15 protein-coding genes and 5 tRNA genes are annotated in these 18,702 nt (G+C 40.0%); 1 reads left to right on the top strand and 19 read right to left on the bottom strand.

Going from position 1 to position 18,702, the window contains the following annotated elements:
• Positions 1-22 precede the first annotated feature (22 nt).
• Both rpoB and VEHSUH06_RS00700 read right to left on the bottom strand, forming a co-directional pair.
• The gene (gene rpoB / locus VEHSUH06_RS00695) at positions 23-4,177 is read right to left on the bottom strand and encodes a DNA-directed RNA polymerase subunit beta (RefSeq protein WP_105097403.1); all 4,155 of its coding nucleotides are present in this window, start codon (positions 4,175-4,177) and stop codon (positions 23-25) included.
• A gap of 330 nt (positions 4,178-4,507) precedes the next feature.
• Positions 4,508-5,923 carry an aspartate ammonia-lyase gene (locus VEHSUH06_RS00700; RefSeq protein WP_043005780.1) on the bottom strand — a complete coding sequence of 472 codons (1,416 nt, stop codon included), beginning with the start codon at positions 5,921-5,923 and terminating at the stop codon, positions 4,508-4,510.
• A gap of 239 nt (positions 5,924-6,162) precedes the next feature.
• Between VEHSUH06_RS00700 and VEHSUH06_RS00705 the strand changes: the two genes are divergently transcribed.
• Positions 6,163-7,800: a glycosyltransferase family 39 protein gene (locus VEHSUH06_RS00705; RefSeq protein ID WP_105097404.1), complete on the top strand. Its 1,638-nt coding sequence runs from the start codon at positions 6,163-6,165 to the stop codon at positions 7,798-7,800.
• A 67-nt stretch (positions 7,801-7,867) separates the two neighbouring features.
• On the opposite strand, the gene rplL is transcribed toward VEHSUH06_RS00705, so the two are convergent.
• From rplL to hypB, 17 genes are all read right to left on the bottom strand, one after another.
• Entirely contained in the window at positions 7,868-8,236 is a 369-nt protein-coding gene (rplL, locus tag VEHSUH06_RS00710) for a 50S ribosomal protein L7/L12 (protein WP_009351212.1), read from the bottom strand.
• A 70-nt stretch (positions 8,237-8,306) separates the two neighbouring features.
• Positions 8,307-8,804 (bottom strand): 50S ribosomal protein L10, encoded by a 498-nt coding sequence (gene rplJ / locus VEHSUH06_RS00715; RefSeq protein WP_009351171.1) that lies wholly within the window; start codon positions 8,802-8,804, stop codon positions 8,307-8,309.
• A 174-nt stretch (positions 8,805-8,978) separates the two neighbouring features.
• Positions 8,979-9,689, bottom strand: coding sequence for a 50S ribosomal protein L1 (gene rplA / locus VEHSUH06_RS00720; RefSeq protein ID WP_005377180.1), 711 nt, complete (start codon positions 9,687-9,689; stop codon positions 8,979-8,981).
• A 76-nt stretch (positions 9,690-9,765) separates the two neighbouring features.
• Positions 9,766-10,191 (bottom strand): 50S ribosomal protein L11, encoded by a 426-nt coding sequence (gene rplK, locus VEHSUH06_RS00725; RefSeq protein ID WP_004693535.1) that lies wholly within the window; start codon positions 10,189-10,191, stop codon positions 9,766-9,768.
• A gap of 101 nt (positions 10,192-10,292) precedes the next feature.
• Positions 10,293-10,829 (bottom strand): transcription termination/antitermination protein NusG, encoded by a 537-nt coding sequence (gene nusG / locus VEHSUH06_RS00730; RefSeq protein ID WP_009351135.1) that lies wholly within the window; start codon positions 10,827-10,829, stop codon positions 10,293-10,295.
• A 12-nt stretch (positions 10,830-10,841) separates the two neighbouring features.
• Positions 10,842-11,063 carry a preprotein translocase subunit SecE gene (secE, locus tag VEHSUH06_RS00735; protein WP_105097405.1) on the bottom strand — a complete coding sequence of 74 codons (222 nt, stop codon included), beginning with the start codon at positions 11,061-11,063 and terminating at the stop codon, positions 10,842-10,844.
• 41 nt (positions 11,064-11,104) lie between these two features.
• Positions 11,105-11,254 carry a 50S ribosomal protein L33 gene (gene rpmG, locus VEHSUH06_RS00740; protein WP_004693530.1) on the bottom strand — a complete coding sequence of 50 codons (150 nt, stop codon included), beginning with the start codon at positions 11,252-11,254 and terminating at the stop codon, positions 11,105-11,107.
• A gap of 318 nt (positions 11,255-11,572) precedes the next feature.
• Entirely contained in the window at positions 11,573-13,810 is a 2,238-nt protein-coding gene (locus VEHSUH06_RS00745; protein WP_105097406.1) for a nitric-oxide reductase large subunit, read from the bottom strand.
• Positions 13,811-13,985: 175 nt separating this feature from the next.
• On the bottom strand, positions 13,986-15,173 hold the full coding sequence (gene tuf / locus VEHSUH06_RS00750) for an elongation factor Tu (RefSeq protein ID WP_105097407.1): 1,188 nt from the start codon (positions 15,171-15,173) through the stop codon (positions 13,986-13,988).
• A gap of 213 nt (positions 15,174-15,386) precedes the next feature.
• Positions 15,387-15,463 (bottom strand) — tRNA-Met (locus VEHSUH06_RS00755).
• Between the two features lie 5 nt (positions 15,464-15,468).
• Positions 15,469-15,544 (bottom strand) — tRNA-Thr (locus VEHSUH06_RS00760).
• A gap of 32 nt (positions 15,545-15,576) precedes the next feature.
• Positions 15,577-15,652: transfer RNA gene (locus tag VEHSUH06_RS00765), tRNA-Met, on the bottom strand.
• A gap of 5 nt (positions 15,653-15,657) precedes the next feature.
• A tRNA-Tyr gene (locus tag VEHSUH06_RS00770) sits at positions 15,658-15,742 on the bottom strand.
• A gap of 10 nt (positions 15,743-15,752) precedes the next feature.
• A tRNA-Thr gene (locus tag VEHSUH06_RS00775) sits at positions 15,753-15,828 on the bottom strand.
• Positions 15,829-16,139: 311 nt separating this feature from the next.
• Positions 16,140-16,604: a BREX-3 system P-loop-containing protein BrxF gene (brxF, locus tag VEHSUH06_RS00780; RefSeq protein WP_105097408.1), complete on the bottom strand. Its 465-nt coding sequence runs from the start codon at positions 16,602-16,604 to the stop codon at positions 16,140-16,142.
• A gap of 28 nt (positions 16,605-16,632) precedes the next feature.
• Positions 16,633-18,051: a hypothetical protein gene (locus VEHSUH06_RS00785; protein ID WP_105097409.1), complete on the bottom strand. Its 1,419-nt coding sequence runs from the start codon at positions 18,049-18,051 to the stop codon at positions 16,633-16,635.
• Positions 18,048-18,701 (bottom strand): hydrogenase nickel incorporation protein HypB, encoded by a 654-nt coding sequence (hypB, locus tag VEHSUH06_RS00790; RefSeq protein ID WP_105097410.1) that lies wholly within the window; start codon positions 18,699-18,701, stop codon positions 18,048-18,050. Before hypB ends, VEHSUH06_RS00785 begins: the two co-directional genes overlap by 4 nt.
• Position 18,702 lies beyond the last annotated feature (1 nt).

Below are 18,702 nucleotides of genomic sequence, written 5' to 3' on the forward strand. Positions count from 1 at the left end.
GCTCCCTTCCTTATAGATAGTTTTAGTCTTCATCGTTAGAGGAGTCGCCCATTGGGAACGCCAATTGGCTAAGGATATCATCTTCACCGCCGTTGTCAGCTGGTGCTTCTTCCTCTACTTCTGGTTCTACTACAGTTACTTCGTCAGTTTCTACTGCACTGCCTTCCATAACTTCTTCAATACCAGTTTCTACCACTTCATCTTCGTCATCAAGTTCTTTCATAACAACTTCTTCTTGATCTTCATTCAAGATTTTTACATCAAGACCAATACTTTGAAGTTCTTTGAGCAATACCTTGAAGGACTCAGGTACACCTGGTTCAGGGATGTTTTCGCCTTTAACGATTTTTTCGTATGCTTTCACACGACCAACAACGTCGTCAGACTTAACAGTTAATAGCTCTTGAAGTGTATAAGCTGCGCCATAGGCTTCGAGAGCCCAAACTTCCATTTCCCCGAAACGTTGACCACCGAACTGAGCTTTACCGCCCAATGGTTGTTGTGTAACAAGGGAGTACGGACCTGTGGAACGAGCATGGATTTTGTCGTCAACCAAGTGATGGAGTTTAAGCATGTAAACGTAACCAACAGTTACGTGGTTATCCATAGGTTCACCAGTACGACCATCGTACAATACTGTTTTACCATTTTCAGGACGACCAGCAATTTCTAATGTTTCGAATACGTCTTTTTCGTGTGCACCGTCAAATACAGGTGTAGCGATATGAATACCTGCTACATCTGGTGTTGGCATGCCATATTTTTCGAAGTCATAGCCAAGACCTTCCAACTCTTTGCGGATTTCAATGCGTTTTTCTTCAGCAGAGTGAATATTGTTAAGAGTAGTCTTAACTTTATTGATTGCTTCTAATTCCTCTACAAGTACAGGATCCATTTCTGGAGCATCCTCTTCAGAGTCAAAGAATTCTACATGAAGTGCATTGTATTTTGCTTCAATAGCTTTAAGTTCTTGGTAACGAGCTTCGCCGCCCATAGCATCCAATTTCTTTTGTGCTGCTTTTTCTACATGTTTAAGAATTTCAGTTTTCAAAGTAATGATTTGTTCATTCTCTTCGAAATGGCTTACTGTTACATCTTCTGCAATTTTTGCTTCCAATGCTTCGATTTGAGCATAAAGATCGCGGATTGCATCAATTTGTTCCCAGTAAGATGCATCAGTGCGAGCTTCTTTCAACACATTTTTAATGTGAAGGTCTGTAGCTTTAATTTTCATACCTAAGCCTTGAACAGCCCAACCCAAGTGAGTTTCAAGAACCTGACCGATATTCATACGAGAAGGTACGCCCAATGGGTTCAATACGATTTGTACTGGAGTACCATCTGGAAGGAATGGCATATCTTCTTTTCTCATAACGCGAGAAACGACACCTTTGTTACCATGACGGCCCGCCATTTTATCGCCTTCGTGAATCTTACGTTTTTGAGCGATGTATACGCGAACAAGTTTATTTACACCTGGTTGTAGTTCGTCGCCGTTTTCACGAGTGAAGACTTTAACGTCTACTACTTTACCAGATTCGCCATGAGGTACGCGCAAGGATGTGTCGCGAACTTCACGTTCTTTGTCGCCAAAGATAGCGCGCAATAAACGTTCTTCTGGAGTAAGTTCAGTTTCGCCTTTTGGTGTAGCTTTACCTACTAGGATATCGCCAGGATGTACTTCTGCACCAATGCAGATAATACCTTCTTCATCTAAGTTTTTAAGTGTGTCGTCACCAGTATTAGGCAATTCACGAGTAATTTCTTCAGCACCTAATTTAGTGTCGCGCGCATCACATTCGTACTCTTCAATATGAATGGATGTGTAAATATCTTCTTTGCAAAGTTCTTCACTAAGCAAGATAGCATCCTCGTAGTTATAACCTTCCCAAGGCATGAACGCTACAAGAACGTTATAACCTAACGCCAATTCACCGCCATCAGTAGCAGGACCGTCAGCCAATACTTGGCCTTTTACAACATGGTCGCCACGATTAACGATTGGTTTTTGGTTAAAGCATGTGGATTGGTTAGAACGAAGGAATTTATTTAAGCGGTATGTATCAACACGACCATCGCTATCGCGAAGTACGTGGATTTCATTACCCCAGCAACGTACAACTTTACCAGCTTCACGTGCAAGTACGCAAACGCCGGAGTCAGTCGCTGCTGTATATTCCATACCTGTACCAACAAGTGGAGCTTGTGCACGCAAGAGTGGTACCGCCTGACGTTGCATGTTCGCACCCATCAAGGCACGGTTAGCATCGTCATTTTCAAGGAATGGAATCATAGCTGTACCAATGGATACAACTTCTTTTGGACTTACGTCCATATAGTCAACCTTATCAGGTGTAACTTCTAATACGTCATGACCACGACGACAAGCTACATGTTCAGTTGTGAAGTAACCTTCCTCATCAAGTGGAGAGTTCGCTTGGGCAATTGTCATGCCTTCTTCTTCATCTGCTGTCATGTATACTACGCTGTCAGATACGCGTACTTTAACTACTTTATCAGCATCAGCACCTTTGCCATATACTTTTTCTACTTTACGGTAAGGAGCTTCGATGAAACCGAACTCGTTTACTTTCGCGTAGTTAGACAAGGAGTTGATCAAACCGATGTTTGGACCCTCTGGAGTCTCGATTGGACACATACGGCCATAGTGAGAATGATGCACGTCACGAACTTCGAAGCCTGCACGCTCACGAGATAAACCGCCAGGACCAAGGGCAGATAAACGACGTTTGTGAGTTAATTCTGCTAATGGGTTTGTTTGGTCCATGAACTGGGACAACTGGGAGGAACCAAAGAATTCTTTGATTGCAGCCACTACAGGACGAATGTTAATCAAAGCTTGAGGCGTAATAGATTCGATTTCTTGAATTGTCATACGTTCACGAACAACACGTTCCATACGAGTCAAACCAATACGGAATTGGTTTTGCAACAATTCACCTACGCAACGAAGACGACGGTTACCCAAGTGGTCAATATCATCTGTGTGACCTGCACCATCCATAAGGTTGAGCAAGTAAGAGATGTTAGCGATCATATCTTCCCGTGTTACTGTGCGGTGATCGAATGGCAAGTTGCAGTTGTTACAAATTACTTTAGACTCTACACCATCGTTATTTACGATGTAGAATTCAGCAAAACCTTCGCCATCAAATACATGGCTATTTGCTACGATATCAAGTTGTTCTTCCCCAACTTGTACGCCTGCATCAAGGATTACTTCGCCAGTTTCAGGATCTACGATAGGTTGAGCCAATGTGTGACCTAACATACGTTGACGCCAGCCAAGTTTTTTGTTCAATTTATAACGACCAACGCGCGCCAAGTCATAACGGCGTGCATCGAAGAACAAGTTATCGAACAAGTTACGAGCAGACTCTACTGTTGGAGGCTCGCCTGGACGCAATTTTTTATAGATCTCAACTAATGCTTCATCAGCGGATTGAGTTGTATCTTTTTCTAATGTACGAACGATGCGCTCATCATAAATTGGCAAACCATCTTCATCAGTTTTACCGTTCCAGAAGAGGTCAAGGATGCTTTCATTAGTATCCCAACCTAATGCACGTACCAATACTGTAGCTGGTAACTTACGGTTACGGTCAATACGAACCGCTACGATTTCGCTCGCATCTGTTTCAAGCTCGATCCATGCGCCACGGTTAGGAATCACTGTGGAATCGTATAAACGGTTACCCATTGTATCGATTTCTTTATTATAGTAAACACCTGGAGAACGTACCAATTGAGATACGATAACACGTTCTGCACCATTGATGATGAAAGTGCCTGTATCAGTCATCAATGGGAAGTCGCCCATGAATACTTCTTGTTCTTTAATGTCCATGTTTTCTGGATCATTATTTACCAAGCGAATGTTTACACGAAGTGGTGCTGCGTATGTAGCATCACGGTTTTTACATTCATTAATATCATACTTAGGCTCACCTAAGCTAAAACCTTCAAAAGAAAGTACTAAATTACCTGAATTGTCTTTAATCGGAGAAATATCGTTGAAAATATTTTGTAAACCACTCTCCAAGAACCATTCATACGATTTACGTTGAATGTCCAATAAATGCGGCATTTTAATAACTTCGTTAATTTTTGCATATGTATAACGAGTTCGTTTGCCTACCTGTTCAGGTTTGAACATATTTGCTTTCACCCCTATCAAACACACTGGTCTACCATTTTCTATAACGGCATGGAAAAGACATCTTTCAGGTCTCAGTTTTCCTGCTCAGGCAACGTCAAATAAAGCAAGGTCCATTTCATTTTTTAAAATAACCTTGCTTCCCATTAACCAAGCACAACCTTGGAAGAAAACCTCATCACTATTAAAGTTATAGTTTTTACATCCAAAAGCAGAAAACGCTACTTTTGCAATATATAATTTTATCAGTAATAAAAAAGACTGTCAACCAAAAGGGTTGACAGTCTTTCATTTTCATGCTTTGTTCATCTATTAACAAAGGGTAATGTATTAGTTACCTTTTTGTTTTAACAATTTCGCACCAGCAATACCAGGGCGAGTCATTTCTTTAGGGGAAAGAATATGATTGATTTCATCTTCAGTCAATAAACCTTGATCTAAGATGATATCGCGGATAGCACGACCTGTTTCATATGCTTCTTTAGCCAATGCAGATGCAGTTTCGTAACCAAGGTGTGGTAACAATGCTGTTACGATACCTACGGAACGGTTCAACCAGTATTCGCATTGTTCGCGGTCTACTTCAAGATCTACGAGCAATTTATCAACGAATGTATTTACACCGTTTTTGAGGTAGCAAAGGTTATTGAACAAGTTATACGCTAATACAGGTTCCATTACGTTCAATTCAAATTGACCATTTTCTACAGCCAATGTAATAGTAGTATCATTACCGATAACTTGGTAACATACTTGGTTCAATACTTCGGCGATAACAGGGTTAACTTTACCAGGCATGATGGAAGAACCAGGTTGGCGTGCAGGTAATTTTAATTCCCCAATACCACAACGAGGGCCAGATGCCATCAAGCGGAAGTCATTTGCCATTTTAATCAATACAAGTGCAGTTACTTTCAAACCACTGGAGATATCTGCAAATACGTCTGTATTGTTTGTAGCGTCGATCAAGTTTTCCGCAGTGTAGAATGGTTCACCTACTACTTCGCTAAGTTCATAAGCTACATCATGAATGTAGTTAGGTTCAGCATTAAGACCTGTACCAACTGCAGTGGCACCCATGTTGATTACATGTGCACCTTCAACGGCAGATTTAATACGTTTAATACCACGGCGAATACCAGATGCATAAGCACCCATTTCTTGGCCCAATGTAATTGGCACCGCGTCTTGTAAATGAGTACGACCCATTTTCAAGATTTCGCTGTATTCTTCAGCCTTTTTCTCGAGCTCATCAACGAGGCGTTGCAATGCGTCAAGTAAAGGTTTGGATTTAATAATAGCACATACTTTAATTGCTGTAGGGAACGCATCGTTTGTGGATTGCGCCATGTTACAGTGGTTGTTAGGGCTTACGATATCGTAGCTACCTTTTGGATGACCTAAAATTTCACAAGCGCGGTTAGCCAATACTTCGTTCATGTTCATGTTTACAGAAGTACCTGCACCACCTTGAATTGGGTCAACTGGGAATTGATCGGCAAATTGACCTTCAATTACTTCGTCCGCAGCTTGAACAATTGCTTTACCAATAGATACATTGAGACGACCAGTTTTCATATTAGCCAAAGCAGATGCTTTTTTAACCATCGCCAAAGCTTTAATAAAGTCTTGGTCTAAATGTTTTCCTGTAATATGGAAGTTTTCTAAGGCACGAATAGTTTGTACGCCATAATATAGCTCATCAGCTACTTCTAACTCACCTAGGAAATCATGTTCTTTTCTCATATTAGATCCTCTTTCCACTATTTCATATATTTAATGACATTTTGATGAAATAATTTTATCTTATGCGCTCATTATAGCATGTATCTTGTATACATAAAAGTCATTTCATGTATCCTGAACAAACAATATTCTATACAATATTTATTTCGGTAATTAAATATACTATATCAAGACAGGTTTTGAATATAACTATCCCTATAGTACAATAGTATAAACTATGTAAGTAAGGAGTATTGACTATGAATTATCACGCTCTGCGTATAGGCGCTTTATTTTTATTGACTGTCCTGAGTTATGGTTTCTACAACGCCTATTTGCCTATCACCGATCCAGTCGAATCAAACTATGTACTCTCTGCCATTACCATGCTAAAACACAACTCCTGGATATCGCCTATGATATATGACCAAGTGTGGTATGACAAACCACCTCTCACCTATTGGGCCCTTATGATAACATACAAACTATTCGGCATATCTGACTTTACATCGCGGATACCGAATACACTCGTGGCGGGAGCTAGTGTGGCCTTTATGTATCACATGGTCTACCGCATGTCTAAGAATGTCTCTATCAGTGTACTTTGTGCAATTCTATTAATGAGTACACTACAGTTTTGGTATATATCACATGCCGTTATAACCGATGGCTTCCTATTCCTTTTCACCTTAGCCATATTTGGATATAGCTATTTAGCTTTTCACAATAATGACAAGGCATCAATAATAAAAGCTTACATTGCTGCTGCCTTAGCCGTAATCACAAAAGGGCCTGTAGGAATTCTCTTACCAGGACTCATATTAGTCATTTACGTATGCGCACGCTATGTAGTACATAGGAACGATGAAAACTACGAGCTTTCAAAAGATGTTAAGCTACTATTTAATCCTTTAGGTCTATTGGCCTTTATATGTATAGCTGGTCCTTGGTATATTGCTATGTATTCAATACATGGTGAACAATTTATTTCTGGATTCTTGGGCCTACACAATGTAGATCGAGCCCTCGTGTCTGAACATCCTAAATTTAATGTATGGTATTATTATCTCTTGATTGTACCGCTTTCACTATTACCTTGGACACCGGTAATATGTTATCAATTAAAAAGCATCAACTGGAAAGACGATTTTGATTTATTCGGTATTATATGGTTTGTAGTTATAGTTCTATTCTACTCATTAGTAGCTACGAAATATATAACCTATACGCTACCTGCTATTATTCCATGTATACTATGGGCAGCAGTTAAAATAGGTGAGTTAATTACGGATAAAGAGACTGGTGAATTCACCACATCACTGAAAAGATTTAATTATTGGGTTACTTTGCCATTAGGTATTTATTATATAATTTTCACGTTTGCTACAGCCTTTGATAAAACCCTTGATAGCATACCATTAGTAGTAGGCTCCTTTATCATAGTATGTACAATTTATATTGGCGGTCAATACATAACATCGTCTTTCAGACTTGCCATATATGCTATTGTTCCATTACTTACGTTATACTCTGCTATTACTATTACAGTACCACCAGTATTATTGAGTCAATCTGGATTACAATTCAAAACCTTCATTGAGGATACATCAAAACCAATATATGTATATGGTAGTTACTATACTTCTATCGTATATTATATGGACACAACACCTACTCAAGTTTTTGTGGATACAACTGATAATCCTAGATGGACTGAAGGTAAAGCATTAATGCCTACCATAACAAAAGAAACTTTTTTACAACAAAGAAGTCAGAATCATGGTGCTTATGTAATAGTGCTAAATAAATATGATAAAGACTTTACAAATACCTTCCCATACCCAAAAGCAAAGTTAGTGAACAAAACAAAAAATGCATTAATTTATAAGCTTCAATAACAAACAAAAGCTTCAATAGCAAACAAAAAAGGCGTACCCAAGGGTACGCCTTTTAATATGGCTAGAATTATTTCAATTCTACAGTTGCGCCAGCTTCTTCCAATTGAGCTTTCAAAGCTTCAGCTGCTTCAGTAGCTACGCCTTCTTTTACAGGTGCAGGAGCGCCGTCAACGATAGCTTTAGCTTCTTTCAAGCCAAGACCAGTTGCTTCACGAACAACTTTGATTACGTTGATTTTGGATGCGCCAGCATCTTTCAAGATTACGTCGAAGGAATCTTTAGCTGCGCCAGCACCAGCGTCGCCAGCTGCTGCTACAGCTACAGGAGCTGCTGCAGTTACGCCAAATTCTTCTTCAATTGCTTTTACAAGATCATTAAGTTCAAGAATAGTTGCTTCTTTTAATTCAGCAACGATGTTTTCAATGTTCAATGCCATTTTAAGTATCCTCCATAAATTAGTTTATAGTGCCAGCCTCATGCGGCCGACGAATAATTCTTTGTAATTATTATTCTGCAGGTTTTGCTTCTGCAACAGCTTTGACAGCGTATGCAACGTTGCGAACAGGAGCTTGCAATACGGAAAGCAACATGGAAAGCATACCTTCGCGGTTTGGAAGATTTGCAATTGCTTTGATGCCAGCAGCGTCCATAACTTCGCCTTCAACGATACCAGCTTTAACTGTAACAACTTCTTTATCAGTTGTTTTGATGAATTGTTCGATTACACGAGCAGGTGCAACAGCATCCTCTTTAGAAGTAGCCAATGCAGTTGGACCTTCTAAGTGCTCAGAGAAACCTTCAAGATTCAATTCGTTTGCAGCGATACGAGTCAAAGTATTTTTGATTACTTTGTATTCAACACCTTCAGCCAACATTTTGCGACGAAGTTCAGTTGCTTGAGCAACTGTCAAACCAGAGTAACCAATCAATACAGCACCTTTTGCTTCAGAAAGAGTTTCTTTCATTTGAGCAACAATTGCTTTTTTTGATTCAGTGACAGCCATTAGATTACCTCCTTATAGATTTTTTGGTGCTCTATGTACTATCTTAGCGTAAAAAACGACCCCATCGCACGCGATGAGGTCGAACTAGTACTAGGTTGTTCTAGTGTCAGCCTCAGCGGGCGGATTTTCATCCATTATACATACCAGCCGTCTACAGCTAAGAGACATATTTAATTATTGCTCTTTTGTAACGTTGCTCAATTTGAACACGTTCAAAGGCACACCAGGGCCCATTGTAGCGGACAAGGTTACAGATTTAATGTATTGACCTTTAGCTGCTACAGGTTTAGCCTTGATAATAGTATCAACGATTGTACGGTAGTTGTCAAGTAATTTTTCATCATCGAAAGACGCTTTACCGATGGAGCAAGAGATAATACCTGCTTTATCAGTACGGTATTCGATTTTACCAGCTTTGATTTCATTTACTGCACGAGCAACGTCTGGAGTTACTGTACCAACTTTAGGGTTTGGCATCAAGCCTTTAGGACCCAAGATTTTACCAAGACGGCCAACTTGACCCATCATGTCTGGTGTAGCAACTACTACGTCGAAGTCGCTCCAACCACCTTGGATTTTAGCTACTAACTCTTCAGAACCTACGAAATCTGCACCAGCTTCTTCAGCTGCTTTAATGTTGTCGCCTTTTGCGAATACAAGAACGCGTTTAGTTTTGCCAGTACCATGAGGCAATACTACTGCACCACGAACTTGTTGATCAGCGTATTTAGGGTCGACATTCAAGTTGAAAGCGATTTCAACTGTTTCATCGAAATTTGCAGTTGCAGTTTTCTTTACCAACTCAATTGCTTCTACTGGTTCGTAGAACTTACCAGCTTCAATAAGTTTTACTGCCTCAGCGTATTTCTTACCTACTTTTGCCATTATAATATCCTCCTTATGTGGTCAAACGGGAATTCCCTCCCACCGATTTGCGCCTTATGCGCAAGTCGTACGCTTATTAGTCAACGATTTCAATGCCCATGCTGCGAGCAGTACCTTCTACCATGCGCATACCTTGTTCTACGGTATTAGCATTCAAGTCAGGCATTTTCAATTCAGCAATTTCACGAACTTTATCGCGACCTACTTTTGCTACTTTATCACGGTTAGGTACACCAGAACCTTTTGGAATACCTGCAGCTTTTTTCAATAATACTGCAGCTGGTGGAGTCTTAGTGATGAAGTCGAAGCTACGATCTTCATATACGTTAATAACTACTGGGATAATTAAGCCAGCTTGTTTAGCAGTACGTTCGTTGAATTCTTTTGTGAAAGCAACGATGTTAACACCTGCTTGACCTAGTGCAGGACCAACTGGTGGTGCTGGAGTAGCTTTAGCGGCTTCAATTTGTAGTTTTACTTGTTTAACTAATTTCTTAGCCATGGGTAATTAAACCTCCTATGCTTATACTGTGGTGGTAACGGATATACATCCTCCCACTGGCAACCAAAATCGATTGCTCTTTTTAGAGTTATATTTATATATTAAAGAGCTTTCTCAATTTGAGAGAACTCTACCTCTACCTCGGTATCTCGGTTGAACATTTCCACGTTAAGTTTTAATGTTCCTTTTTCAGGGTTAAGTTCGGTAATAACACCTAGTTTATCTTCAAAGGCCCCGGACGTAATGCGCACCGTTTCACCAACTTCGACGTCGACGTTGATGGTTGGTTTCTTATCCAAGCCCTGAGACTTAAGTATATGTTCTACTTCGGAATCAGAAAGTGGAACTGGTTTAGTGGCAGAACCAACGAAACCTGTTACACCTGGCGTGTTGCGCACAACATACCAAGAGCGGTCGTTAACTTCCATTTCAACCAATACGTACCCAGGAAATATCTTACGTTTTACTACTTTTTTAACCCCATCTTTTTCATCTATTTCGTCCTCAAGAGGTACCAAAATACGGCTAATCACATCTTGTAGGCCCATAGATTGAACTTTAAGTTCAAGAGTGGTTTTAACTTTATTTTCGTAGCCTGAATAGGTATGAATTACATACCACTTCTTATCTGCTTCCATGTAATGGCCCCCTTATCCAACAAAGTGCAACAACGTATTAAAAAGTTGGGCGAAGAGTCCATCAAGCACAGCAATAACCAAAGCGATGAATACAGTCACTAAGAATACTACTATTGTGTAATTGATAAGCTCTTTTCTTGTTGGCCAGACTACTTTTTTTAGTTCAGCTTTCACACCGCGGAAGAATTTTCCAAATCCACCACGCTGCTGCACTGCTGAGTTAGACTTTGCCATTTTTTCACATCCTCAAATCAACAGGTAATGAATGATAAGAATTATTTTGTTTCACGGTGTAATGTATGTTTACCGCAGAATTTGCAATATTTCATCATTTCAATACGATCAGGATTATTCTTTTTGTTCTTGTTCGTTTGATAGTTGCGTTGTTTGCAATCTGTGCAAGCTAAAGTAATGGCATTACGCATCCGGATACACCTCGCTTTATATTTACTAAATCTGTCTCTTGTACTCGAAAACGCTCGACTACATACTAAAGAAATATATCATACGTAGCAAGCAATGTCAAGATTTTTGAGCAACTCAAAAAAGCCAGGCACATGTACCTGACAGAGATAGTATAACAAAAAATGGCGTTCCTTGTCTAGAAAGGAACGCCATTAATAGAGCACTTTAAGGTCATATATTTTTCATACATTGTATGCCATTTACGCATACAATTATATGAACGAATATATGGTAATGATTAATGCTATTTAATATATGTCAAACAGCTTATTTGGAGATTAGGATTTCTTCGGAAATAGAACTTTCACAATTTGCCAGAAAAATGCTACTGCACCAACGATTAAGATAGTATCGCCAATTAGACGAGCCCAACGCAAGTTTTGTAACAATGGTTGTTGCATGAATTCTTCGCTACGTGCAAACCACAAACCAGTTGTAACACTTGCCCATGATTGAATAAGACCTATTGGCAGCAAGCTAATGAGTACCATTAAGGCAAGGCCTATATTGAGAGCCCAGAAGCCAAACTTCATCAATTTATCATTGAATTCTACTTCAGGTCGAATGTAACGAGCAATAAGGAATACAAAGCCTAAGCTTAAGAAACCATATACGCCGAACAACGCTGTATGCGCATGTACTGCAGTCGTATTAAGACCTTGAATGTAGAATAAGGATACAGGCATATTAATCAAGAAGCCAAAGATCCCTGCACCTACTAGATTCCAGAAGGATACCGCAATAAAGCAGTACACAGGCCATTTTAGACGATGCATCCAAGGTGCGCTATGGAGACGCGTATAGTTTTCAAAAGCTTCGTAACCTAATAGTACGAGCGGTACAACTTCTAATGCAGAGAAAGATGCGCCTGTTGCCACAATAGTAGATGTAACACCAGTAAAGTATAGATGATGGAATGTACCAGGAATACCACCAATGAGATAAATAGCCCCAGAAGAAATCGCCGCTACTGTACCAGCTCGATACGACACAAGGCCTAGTGTAACAAAGATAAATGCCATCAATGTTGTGGAGAACACTTCGAAGAAGCCTTCTACCCAAAGGTGAATTACCCACCAGCGCCAGTATTCCATAATTGCCAAGTGGCTATGTTCGCCATAGAACAACCCAGGACCATAGAAGATACCTACCATGATCACGGAGAATATGAAGGCTGCAATGAGGTTTTTATCACCTTTCTGTTTGAAAGCACCAATAATGCTACGTATCATAAGTACAAGCCAGAATAAAATACCAATGTATTCAATCCATTGCCAAATACGTCCTAGTTCTATATATTCGTACCCTTGATGCCCAAGAAGGAAATTCCACGCTGCTGGAATTTGATGTGCTACACCTAAATATGTGCCAGCGAAGGAACCAACTACAAGAACTACAAGAGCCCAAAATAAAATATCCACACCAAGCTTTTGATATTTAGGATCCTTACCACCATTAATTATTGGTGCCAAGAATAGACCAGCACTTAAGAATGCCATAGCAATCCAGAACAAGGATGCTTGAATATGCCATGTACGAGCAATAGAGTAAGGGAAATATTGAGCCAATGGAATACCATAGAACGCTTGACCTTCTACAGTATAGTGAGCAATAATACCACCCATCCCCAATTGGAATAAGAACAATGCTAAGATTGTAAATAAATATTTACCTAATGCACGTTGAGATGGAGTTAAAGTAATCTTGCTAATCGGATCTTCTGTTGGTGGAACCAATGCATGTTCATCATCCTTTTTACCAAAGGCCCATAACCATACAACTACACCAATACCACATAATAAAATAATAACACTCACAACAGACCAGACAACACTTTCAGGTGTTGGATTATGATCCAATAAAGGTTCATGTGGCCAGTTGTTTGTATATGTTGCATCTGTCCCTGGACGTTGTGTAGATGCCATCCATGTAGTCCAGAAGAAGAAACGCGCCATATCAATGCGGTCTTGTAACTCAGGTAGTGTGTTATCCTTCATCGCAAAATGGTCACGAGTCAAAGTCAATTCAGGATTATCACCGTACAGCTCAACAAAATAACGTCCTGTTGCATTCATAGCTGCAATTCGTTCTGGAGAAAGCACTACAGTTCCATCTTCGCGGACTGCACTCCCCAAGTACTCTTCTTTTACAACTTCTTTTACTGCAGCTTGTTGTGCAGTTCCCAATTGGTTATAAAGAACACCAAAGGCCTCTTGAGCCTTAATGTCTAACATTAAGGATACTTCCTTATGTAACCAATCTGCTGTCCAGTCAGGTGCTTGATAAGCGCCATGACCTAAAACTGTACCTACAGATTGACCACCTGTAGATTGCCATGCCGATTGACCATGTAAAATATCGTCCTTAGTGAACAATACTTGTCCATCTTGAGATACATACGCAGTCGGAACTGGCGGTGCTTGATGATACACATCAGTACCTAGATAACCAAGAATTGAAAAACCAATAATAAGAACGGCTACTACAGCTATCCAATACTTTTTGTATTCACCCATCACATTACCTCCTTTTCTATAAAAACACAAAAGGAGAGCCTTTGCTCTCCTTAAGTCTATAATAACACTAACCAAAGAATATTTCTGTATCTTTAGTTACAATATACAATAAATAATATATAAACTAATAAAAAATAGGACCCTTCTCAGGGTCCTATTTTAATAAAAGCTTAAATTAACCTTCGATTGCTGTTACTACGCCAGCGCCTACTGTATGGCCACCTTCGCGGATCGCGAAACGAAGACCTTCTTCAATAGCGATTGGTGTAATCAATTCGATGTGCATTGTTACGTTATCGCCAGGCATACACATTTCTACACCTTCAGGAAGGTTTACAACACCTGTTACGTCTGTTGTACGGAAGTAGAATTGTGGACGGTAGTTGGAGAAGAATGGAGTATGACGGCCACCTTCTTCTTTAGTCAATACGTAAACTTCTGCTTTGAATTTAGTGTGTGGTTTGATGGAACCTGGTTTAGCCAATACTTGACCACGTTCGATGTCTTTACGGTCAACACCACGAAGCAATGCACCTACGTTGTCACCTGCTACTGCAGAATCCAACACTTTACGGAACATTTCAAGACCAGTTACTACGTATTGTTCAGCTTTTTCTTTCAAGCCTACTACTTCGATAGTATCACCTACGTTTACTTGACCACGTTCAACACGGCCAGTTGCTACTGTACCACGACCAGTGATTGTGAAAACGTCCTCTACAGGCATCAAGAATGGTTTGTCAGTATCACGAACTGGAGTTGGGATGTAGGAGTCTACAGCATCCATCAATTCGTCGATTTTAGCTACGTATTGAGCATCGCCTTCCAAAGCTTTCAACGCAGAACCTACAACGATAGGTACTTCGTCGCCAGGGAATTCGTAGGAGGAAAGAAGTTCACGAACTTCCATTTCTACTAATTCAATCAACTCAGCGTCGTCAACCATGTCAGCTTTGTTCAAGAATACTACGATTGCAGGAACACCAACTTGGCGAGCCAACAAGATGTGTTCACGAGTTTGTGGCATAGGGCCGTCAGCTGCGGAACATACCAAGATAGCACCGTCCATTTGAGCTGCACCAGTAATCATGTTTTTAACATAGTCAGCATGGCCTGGGCAGTCAACGTGTGCATAGTGACGGTTAGCAGTTTCATACTCAACGTGTGCAGTGTTGATTGTGATACCACGTTCACGTTCTTCTGGAGCTTTATCGATCATGCTGTAATCTTGGAAGTCAGCTTGGCCTTTTTCAGCCAATACTTTAGTGATTGCAGCAGTCAAAGTAGTTTTACCATGGTCAACGTGACCGATTGTACCGATGTTAACATGCGGTTTCGTACGTTCAAATTTTTCTTTTGCCATTAGGATTGTATCCTCCTTCACAAAAACAAATTACATTCTAGTATTAATATAATATATTAAACCTAATTTATCAATGGAATATAACATTCCCCCTACAAATTATTATACCATATATACAAATGTACAAAAAAGTCGATAGATACGAAGCACTCCTATCTATCGACTTTATTTTATAGGCAGAAATAAAAAAAGCCTCACCAACGTGAGGTTTAATGGTGGCGGCACACGGACTTGAACCGCGGACACACCGGGTATGAACCGATTGCTCTAGCCAACTGAGCTATGCCGCCATGTATGGAGCTAGTGACCGGGATTGAACCGGTGACCTTATCCTTACCAAGGATACGCTCTGCCGACTGAGCTACACCAGCACAATGAACGATCATTTCACTGCGAATATTTGTGGTTGCGGGGACAGGACTTGAACCTGCGACCTTCGGGTTATGAGCCCGACGAGCTACCAACTGCTCCACCCCGCTATAGATGGTGGAGGGAGAAGGATTCGAACCTTCGAAGTCGAAGACGGCAGATTTACAGTCTGCTCCCTTTGGCCGCTCGGGAATCCCTCCATAAATAAAATGGAGCTGGCGATAGGAATTGAACCCACAACCTGCTGATTACAAGTCAGCTGCTCTACCTATTGAGCTACGCCAGCATCATTACGACAAGATGAATTGTATCATCTGCCACACTAAGTGTCAAGAACTTTTTTGAAAACTTTTTTGGAGTTTTTCTTCGTTCACTGCGGTATCCCTTAGTGCTTAATCATAATAACATGAAACGATACCCTATGCAAGTATTTTGTCAAAAAAAATTTACATTTCATTAAACCCACATAAAGCACCGTAGTTTCAAGGTTTTATAGAGTTGTTACTAAAAAAGCAATCAAAAAAGGAGATAGTGATCTATCTCCTTTTATACATTTATAGTTTTCCCTATATTTTACCAATATGTTCAATGTTGCAATTAGTCGATTACAACAACATGATCTGGATGCGCAATAGTAACTACAGCATGTTTTGGATCATTGTTATGTTCTAAGTACAACTGATCTCCTTCAAGATGACCACGCCAGCCAACGACAATAGGATACTTCTTACTAATGGTTTTTAGTAATTCAAATGGTTGTAAATTTAAGATAGGTGCAAAGAATACATTAATGCCATCGAGCAATACTACTTCCGTATCACTACGGCTAAGAGCACGACAAATAACTTCCTCTGCTAATTGAGGACGTTCATCACGAGGCACAAGCAGGAATTCTTCCTCGATAAGCTGTTTCGCTTCCAAGTATTTCCAACCTTTTTGCTCAGATAATTCACGAATTAGCAAACTTTTACCAGAACCTGGACCACCAACGATAAACAATATGCGTTCATCATCATCTTGAATTTGTTCCCAACGTTCTTTTACATCTTGTACTGTAACCATATCCTTTGCCTCCTCGCTGCGACCTATCCTACTTAACCGGACGGTCAGATAACATAACGGATTTGATATATTGATTTTTATCATCTAGGGCAAACTGTAAATAAGAATTGTTTGCCGCTGGATTTTTATATTCATATACAGTAGACGTACCCGAATTTGTTGTAGATTCAACAATACGCGTCGGCATACCATACACAAAGAGCAATAAATACTTAGTGTCACCCATTGCAATACCACGACGTGTAGGCGTGTAAATATTTAACAACACACGATCGATAAGATTGCTTTTGTCTACGCTCACACCGTATTCGTTATAGCCAATGAACGTCGACCCAAAGAGCATGCCTTGATGCTTCCAATCATTATTAGGATCATTGATAAAGTGATCATTTAGCTGCAAGCCACGCAAAACGAAATCATCAGCAGTTAATTTACCTGCTTCAAAATCATATACCGGTGCTTTCGGCAAACCAAATCTAGGCCATACTTGACCACTAATCATATCAACAGCCTCTACATTGCTTTGTTTGATGGTGAAAGCAATATATTCTTTTTGTTCACCAAGCATAGATTGTTGTTGACTATTATTATTTGTATTCTCTATAGGACTCTTAAAATCCTTTTTTTGTGGCCATGAATTTTCGGAATGACCTTCATAGAGAAAAATATAGGTCTCATTTTTTTGATCGCGCCACATCGCATTAGGACTGCCATAAGCAAATACCAATTCCATGCGAGTGCTACCAGGACCAATATCGCGTACAGTATGAACGCCTTTTTTCGTACTATGAATATTGGTAATAGTATTTGGCTCAAAGAAATACGTCGCCCCTTGGCCACGCAACGGATCATTTACCAATCGCTCTACTGAAGGACCCGTATATACCGTAACGGCAAGATCTTTCATATGATACGTAGTAAAGTTCTCGCGCACCTCGGTCTTTTCTACATCTTTAGGCATTACAAATTTGTCGCCTAAGCGATAGGTAGCAATAGCGTAGTCATCTTCAGAACCTAAGGTTGGCAAATTATTAGCTGTATAGGACTTACCAATATCTGCTAGATTATTTTGAGTAATACTCGGCAACGGACCTTCATTTTCGCTAGCTGCTTGCCAAAACTGTATAGAGTCACCAAATTCAGTGACTGCCATTTGTTCCGCTAGCCAACCAGTTTTGGTGCTCTCCTTTTTAGACGTTGCATCAGATTTGACGACTTTTATTGGTGCATTGTCAAGATAAGCTAAACCATCAGCTTCGCTAGATGCCTCTGCGTCACCTTGACCAATTGCAGCAGCATCTCGGGCCGCGTCCTTCGTTTCATCAGTAGTTTCTACTGCCAAAGGGTTAACTGCAGAAATTGCAGGCTCAGCTGCATATCCTATAGTAGTAGCAGATAAACCTACAAGGAGGGCCGCTACAATACGACTCTTCATAGAATAGTTCATCGATTAGTCTCCAATTGTGCACGCAACCATGTCAACCATGGCTCTAGTCCATTATGGGCCGTGCAACTTACTTCAAAAATCTCTCCTGTTGGATTCAAATTACGTATATCTTGTATGGCCTTATCTTTTTTGAAAGGTACATACGGCAATAAATCTATCTTATTAATGAGGATAGCCTTTGACTCTTTAAAGATTAATGGGTATTTAAGAGGCTTATCCTCACCTTCAGTAACAGATAATACAGTTACCTTCATGCTTTCACCAATCTCAAATTCTGCAGGGCATACAAGGTTACCTACATTCTCGATAATGATCATATCCAGTTCATCAAGATTTAAATCACCTAGTGCATCTTGAATCATTTGTGCATCAAGATGGCAACCTCCCACTGTATTGATTTGAATAACAGGAACGCCTAATTCATGAATCCGTTCCGCATCCTTAGCAGTAAACAAATCACCTTCAATAACAGCAAGGCGGTAATCTTTTTTCAAATCATGTAAAGTTGCCTCTAACAGAGATGTTTTACCAGCCCCTGGAGAACCTAATAGATTAAATACAAAAATATTTTTTTCCTTAAACAACTGTTGTAAGGACTCTGCAATGGCATCATTTTTTGCCAATACATTAGTTTTAACTTGAACTTGCATG

Origin of the sequence: Veillonella sp. S13053-19 (genome assembly GCF_002959835.1) — a bacterium.
Classification (GTDB): Bacteria; Bacillota; Negativicutes; order Veillonellales; family Veillonellaceae; genus Veillonella; species Veillonella rogosae.

Bases quoted from the DNA above. Each gene is read 5' to 3' on its own strand.
- rplA (WP_005377180.1), bottom strand. From the start codon at position 9,689: ATGGCAAAAGTAGGTAAGAAATACGCTGAGGCAGTAAAACTTATTGAA.
- VEHSUH06_RS00785 (WP_105097409.1), bottom strand. From the start codon at position 18,051: ATGAACTATTCTATGAAGAGTCGTATTGTAGCGGCCCTCCTTGTAGGT.
- tuf (WP_105097407.1), bottom strand. From the start codon at position 15,173: ATGGCAAAAGAAAAATTTGAACGTACGAAACCGCATGTTAACATCGGT.
- rplJ (WP_009351171.1), bottom strand. From the start codon at position 8,804: ATGGCTGTCACTGAATCAAAAAAAGCAATTGTTGCTCAAATGAAAGAA.
- hypB (WP_105097410.1), bottom strand. From the start codon at position 18,701: ATGCAAGTTCAAGTTAAAACTAATGTATTGGCAAAAAATGATGCCATT.
- VEHSUH06_RS00700 (WP_043005780.1), bottom strand. From the start codon at position 5,923: ATGAGAAAAGAACATGATTTCCTAGGTGAGTTAGAAGTAGCTGATGAG.
- secE (WP_105097405.1), bottom strand. From the start codon at position 11,063: ATGGCAAAGTCTAACTCAGCAGTGCAGCAGCGTGGTGGATTTGGAAAA.
- rplK (WP_004693535.1), bottom strand. From the start codon at position 10,191: ATGGCTAAGAAATTAGTTAAACAAGTAAAACTACAAATTGAAGCCGCT.
- brxF (WP_105097408.1), bottom strand. From the start codon at position 16,604: ATGGTTACAGTACAAGATGTAAAAGAACGTTGGGAACAAATTCAAGAT.
- VEHSUH06_RS00745 (WP_105097406.1), bottom strand. From the start codon at position 13,810: ATGGGTGAATACAAAAAGTATTGGATAGCTGTAGTAGCCGTTCTTATT.
- rpoB (WP_105097403.1), bottom strand. From the start codon at position 4,177: ATGTTCAAACCTGAACAGGTAGGCAAACGAACTCGTTATACATATGCA.
- rpmG (WP_004693530.1), bottom strand. From the start codon at position 11,254: ATGCGTAATGCCATTACTTTAGCTTGCACAGATTGCAAACAACGCAAC.
- rplL (WP_009351212.1), bottom strand. From the start codon at position 8,236: ATGGCATTGAACATTGAAAACATCGTTGCTGAATTAAAAGAAGCAACT.
- nusG (WP_009351135.1), bottom strand. From the start codon at position 10,829: ATGGAAGCAGATAAGAAGTGGTATGTAATTCATACCTATTCAGGCTAC.
- VEHSUH06_RS00705 (WP_105097404.1), top strand. From the start codon at position 6,163: ATGAATTATCACGCTCTGCGTATAGGCGCTTTATTTTTATTGACTGTC.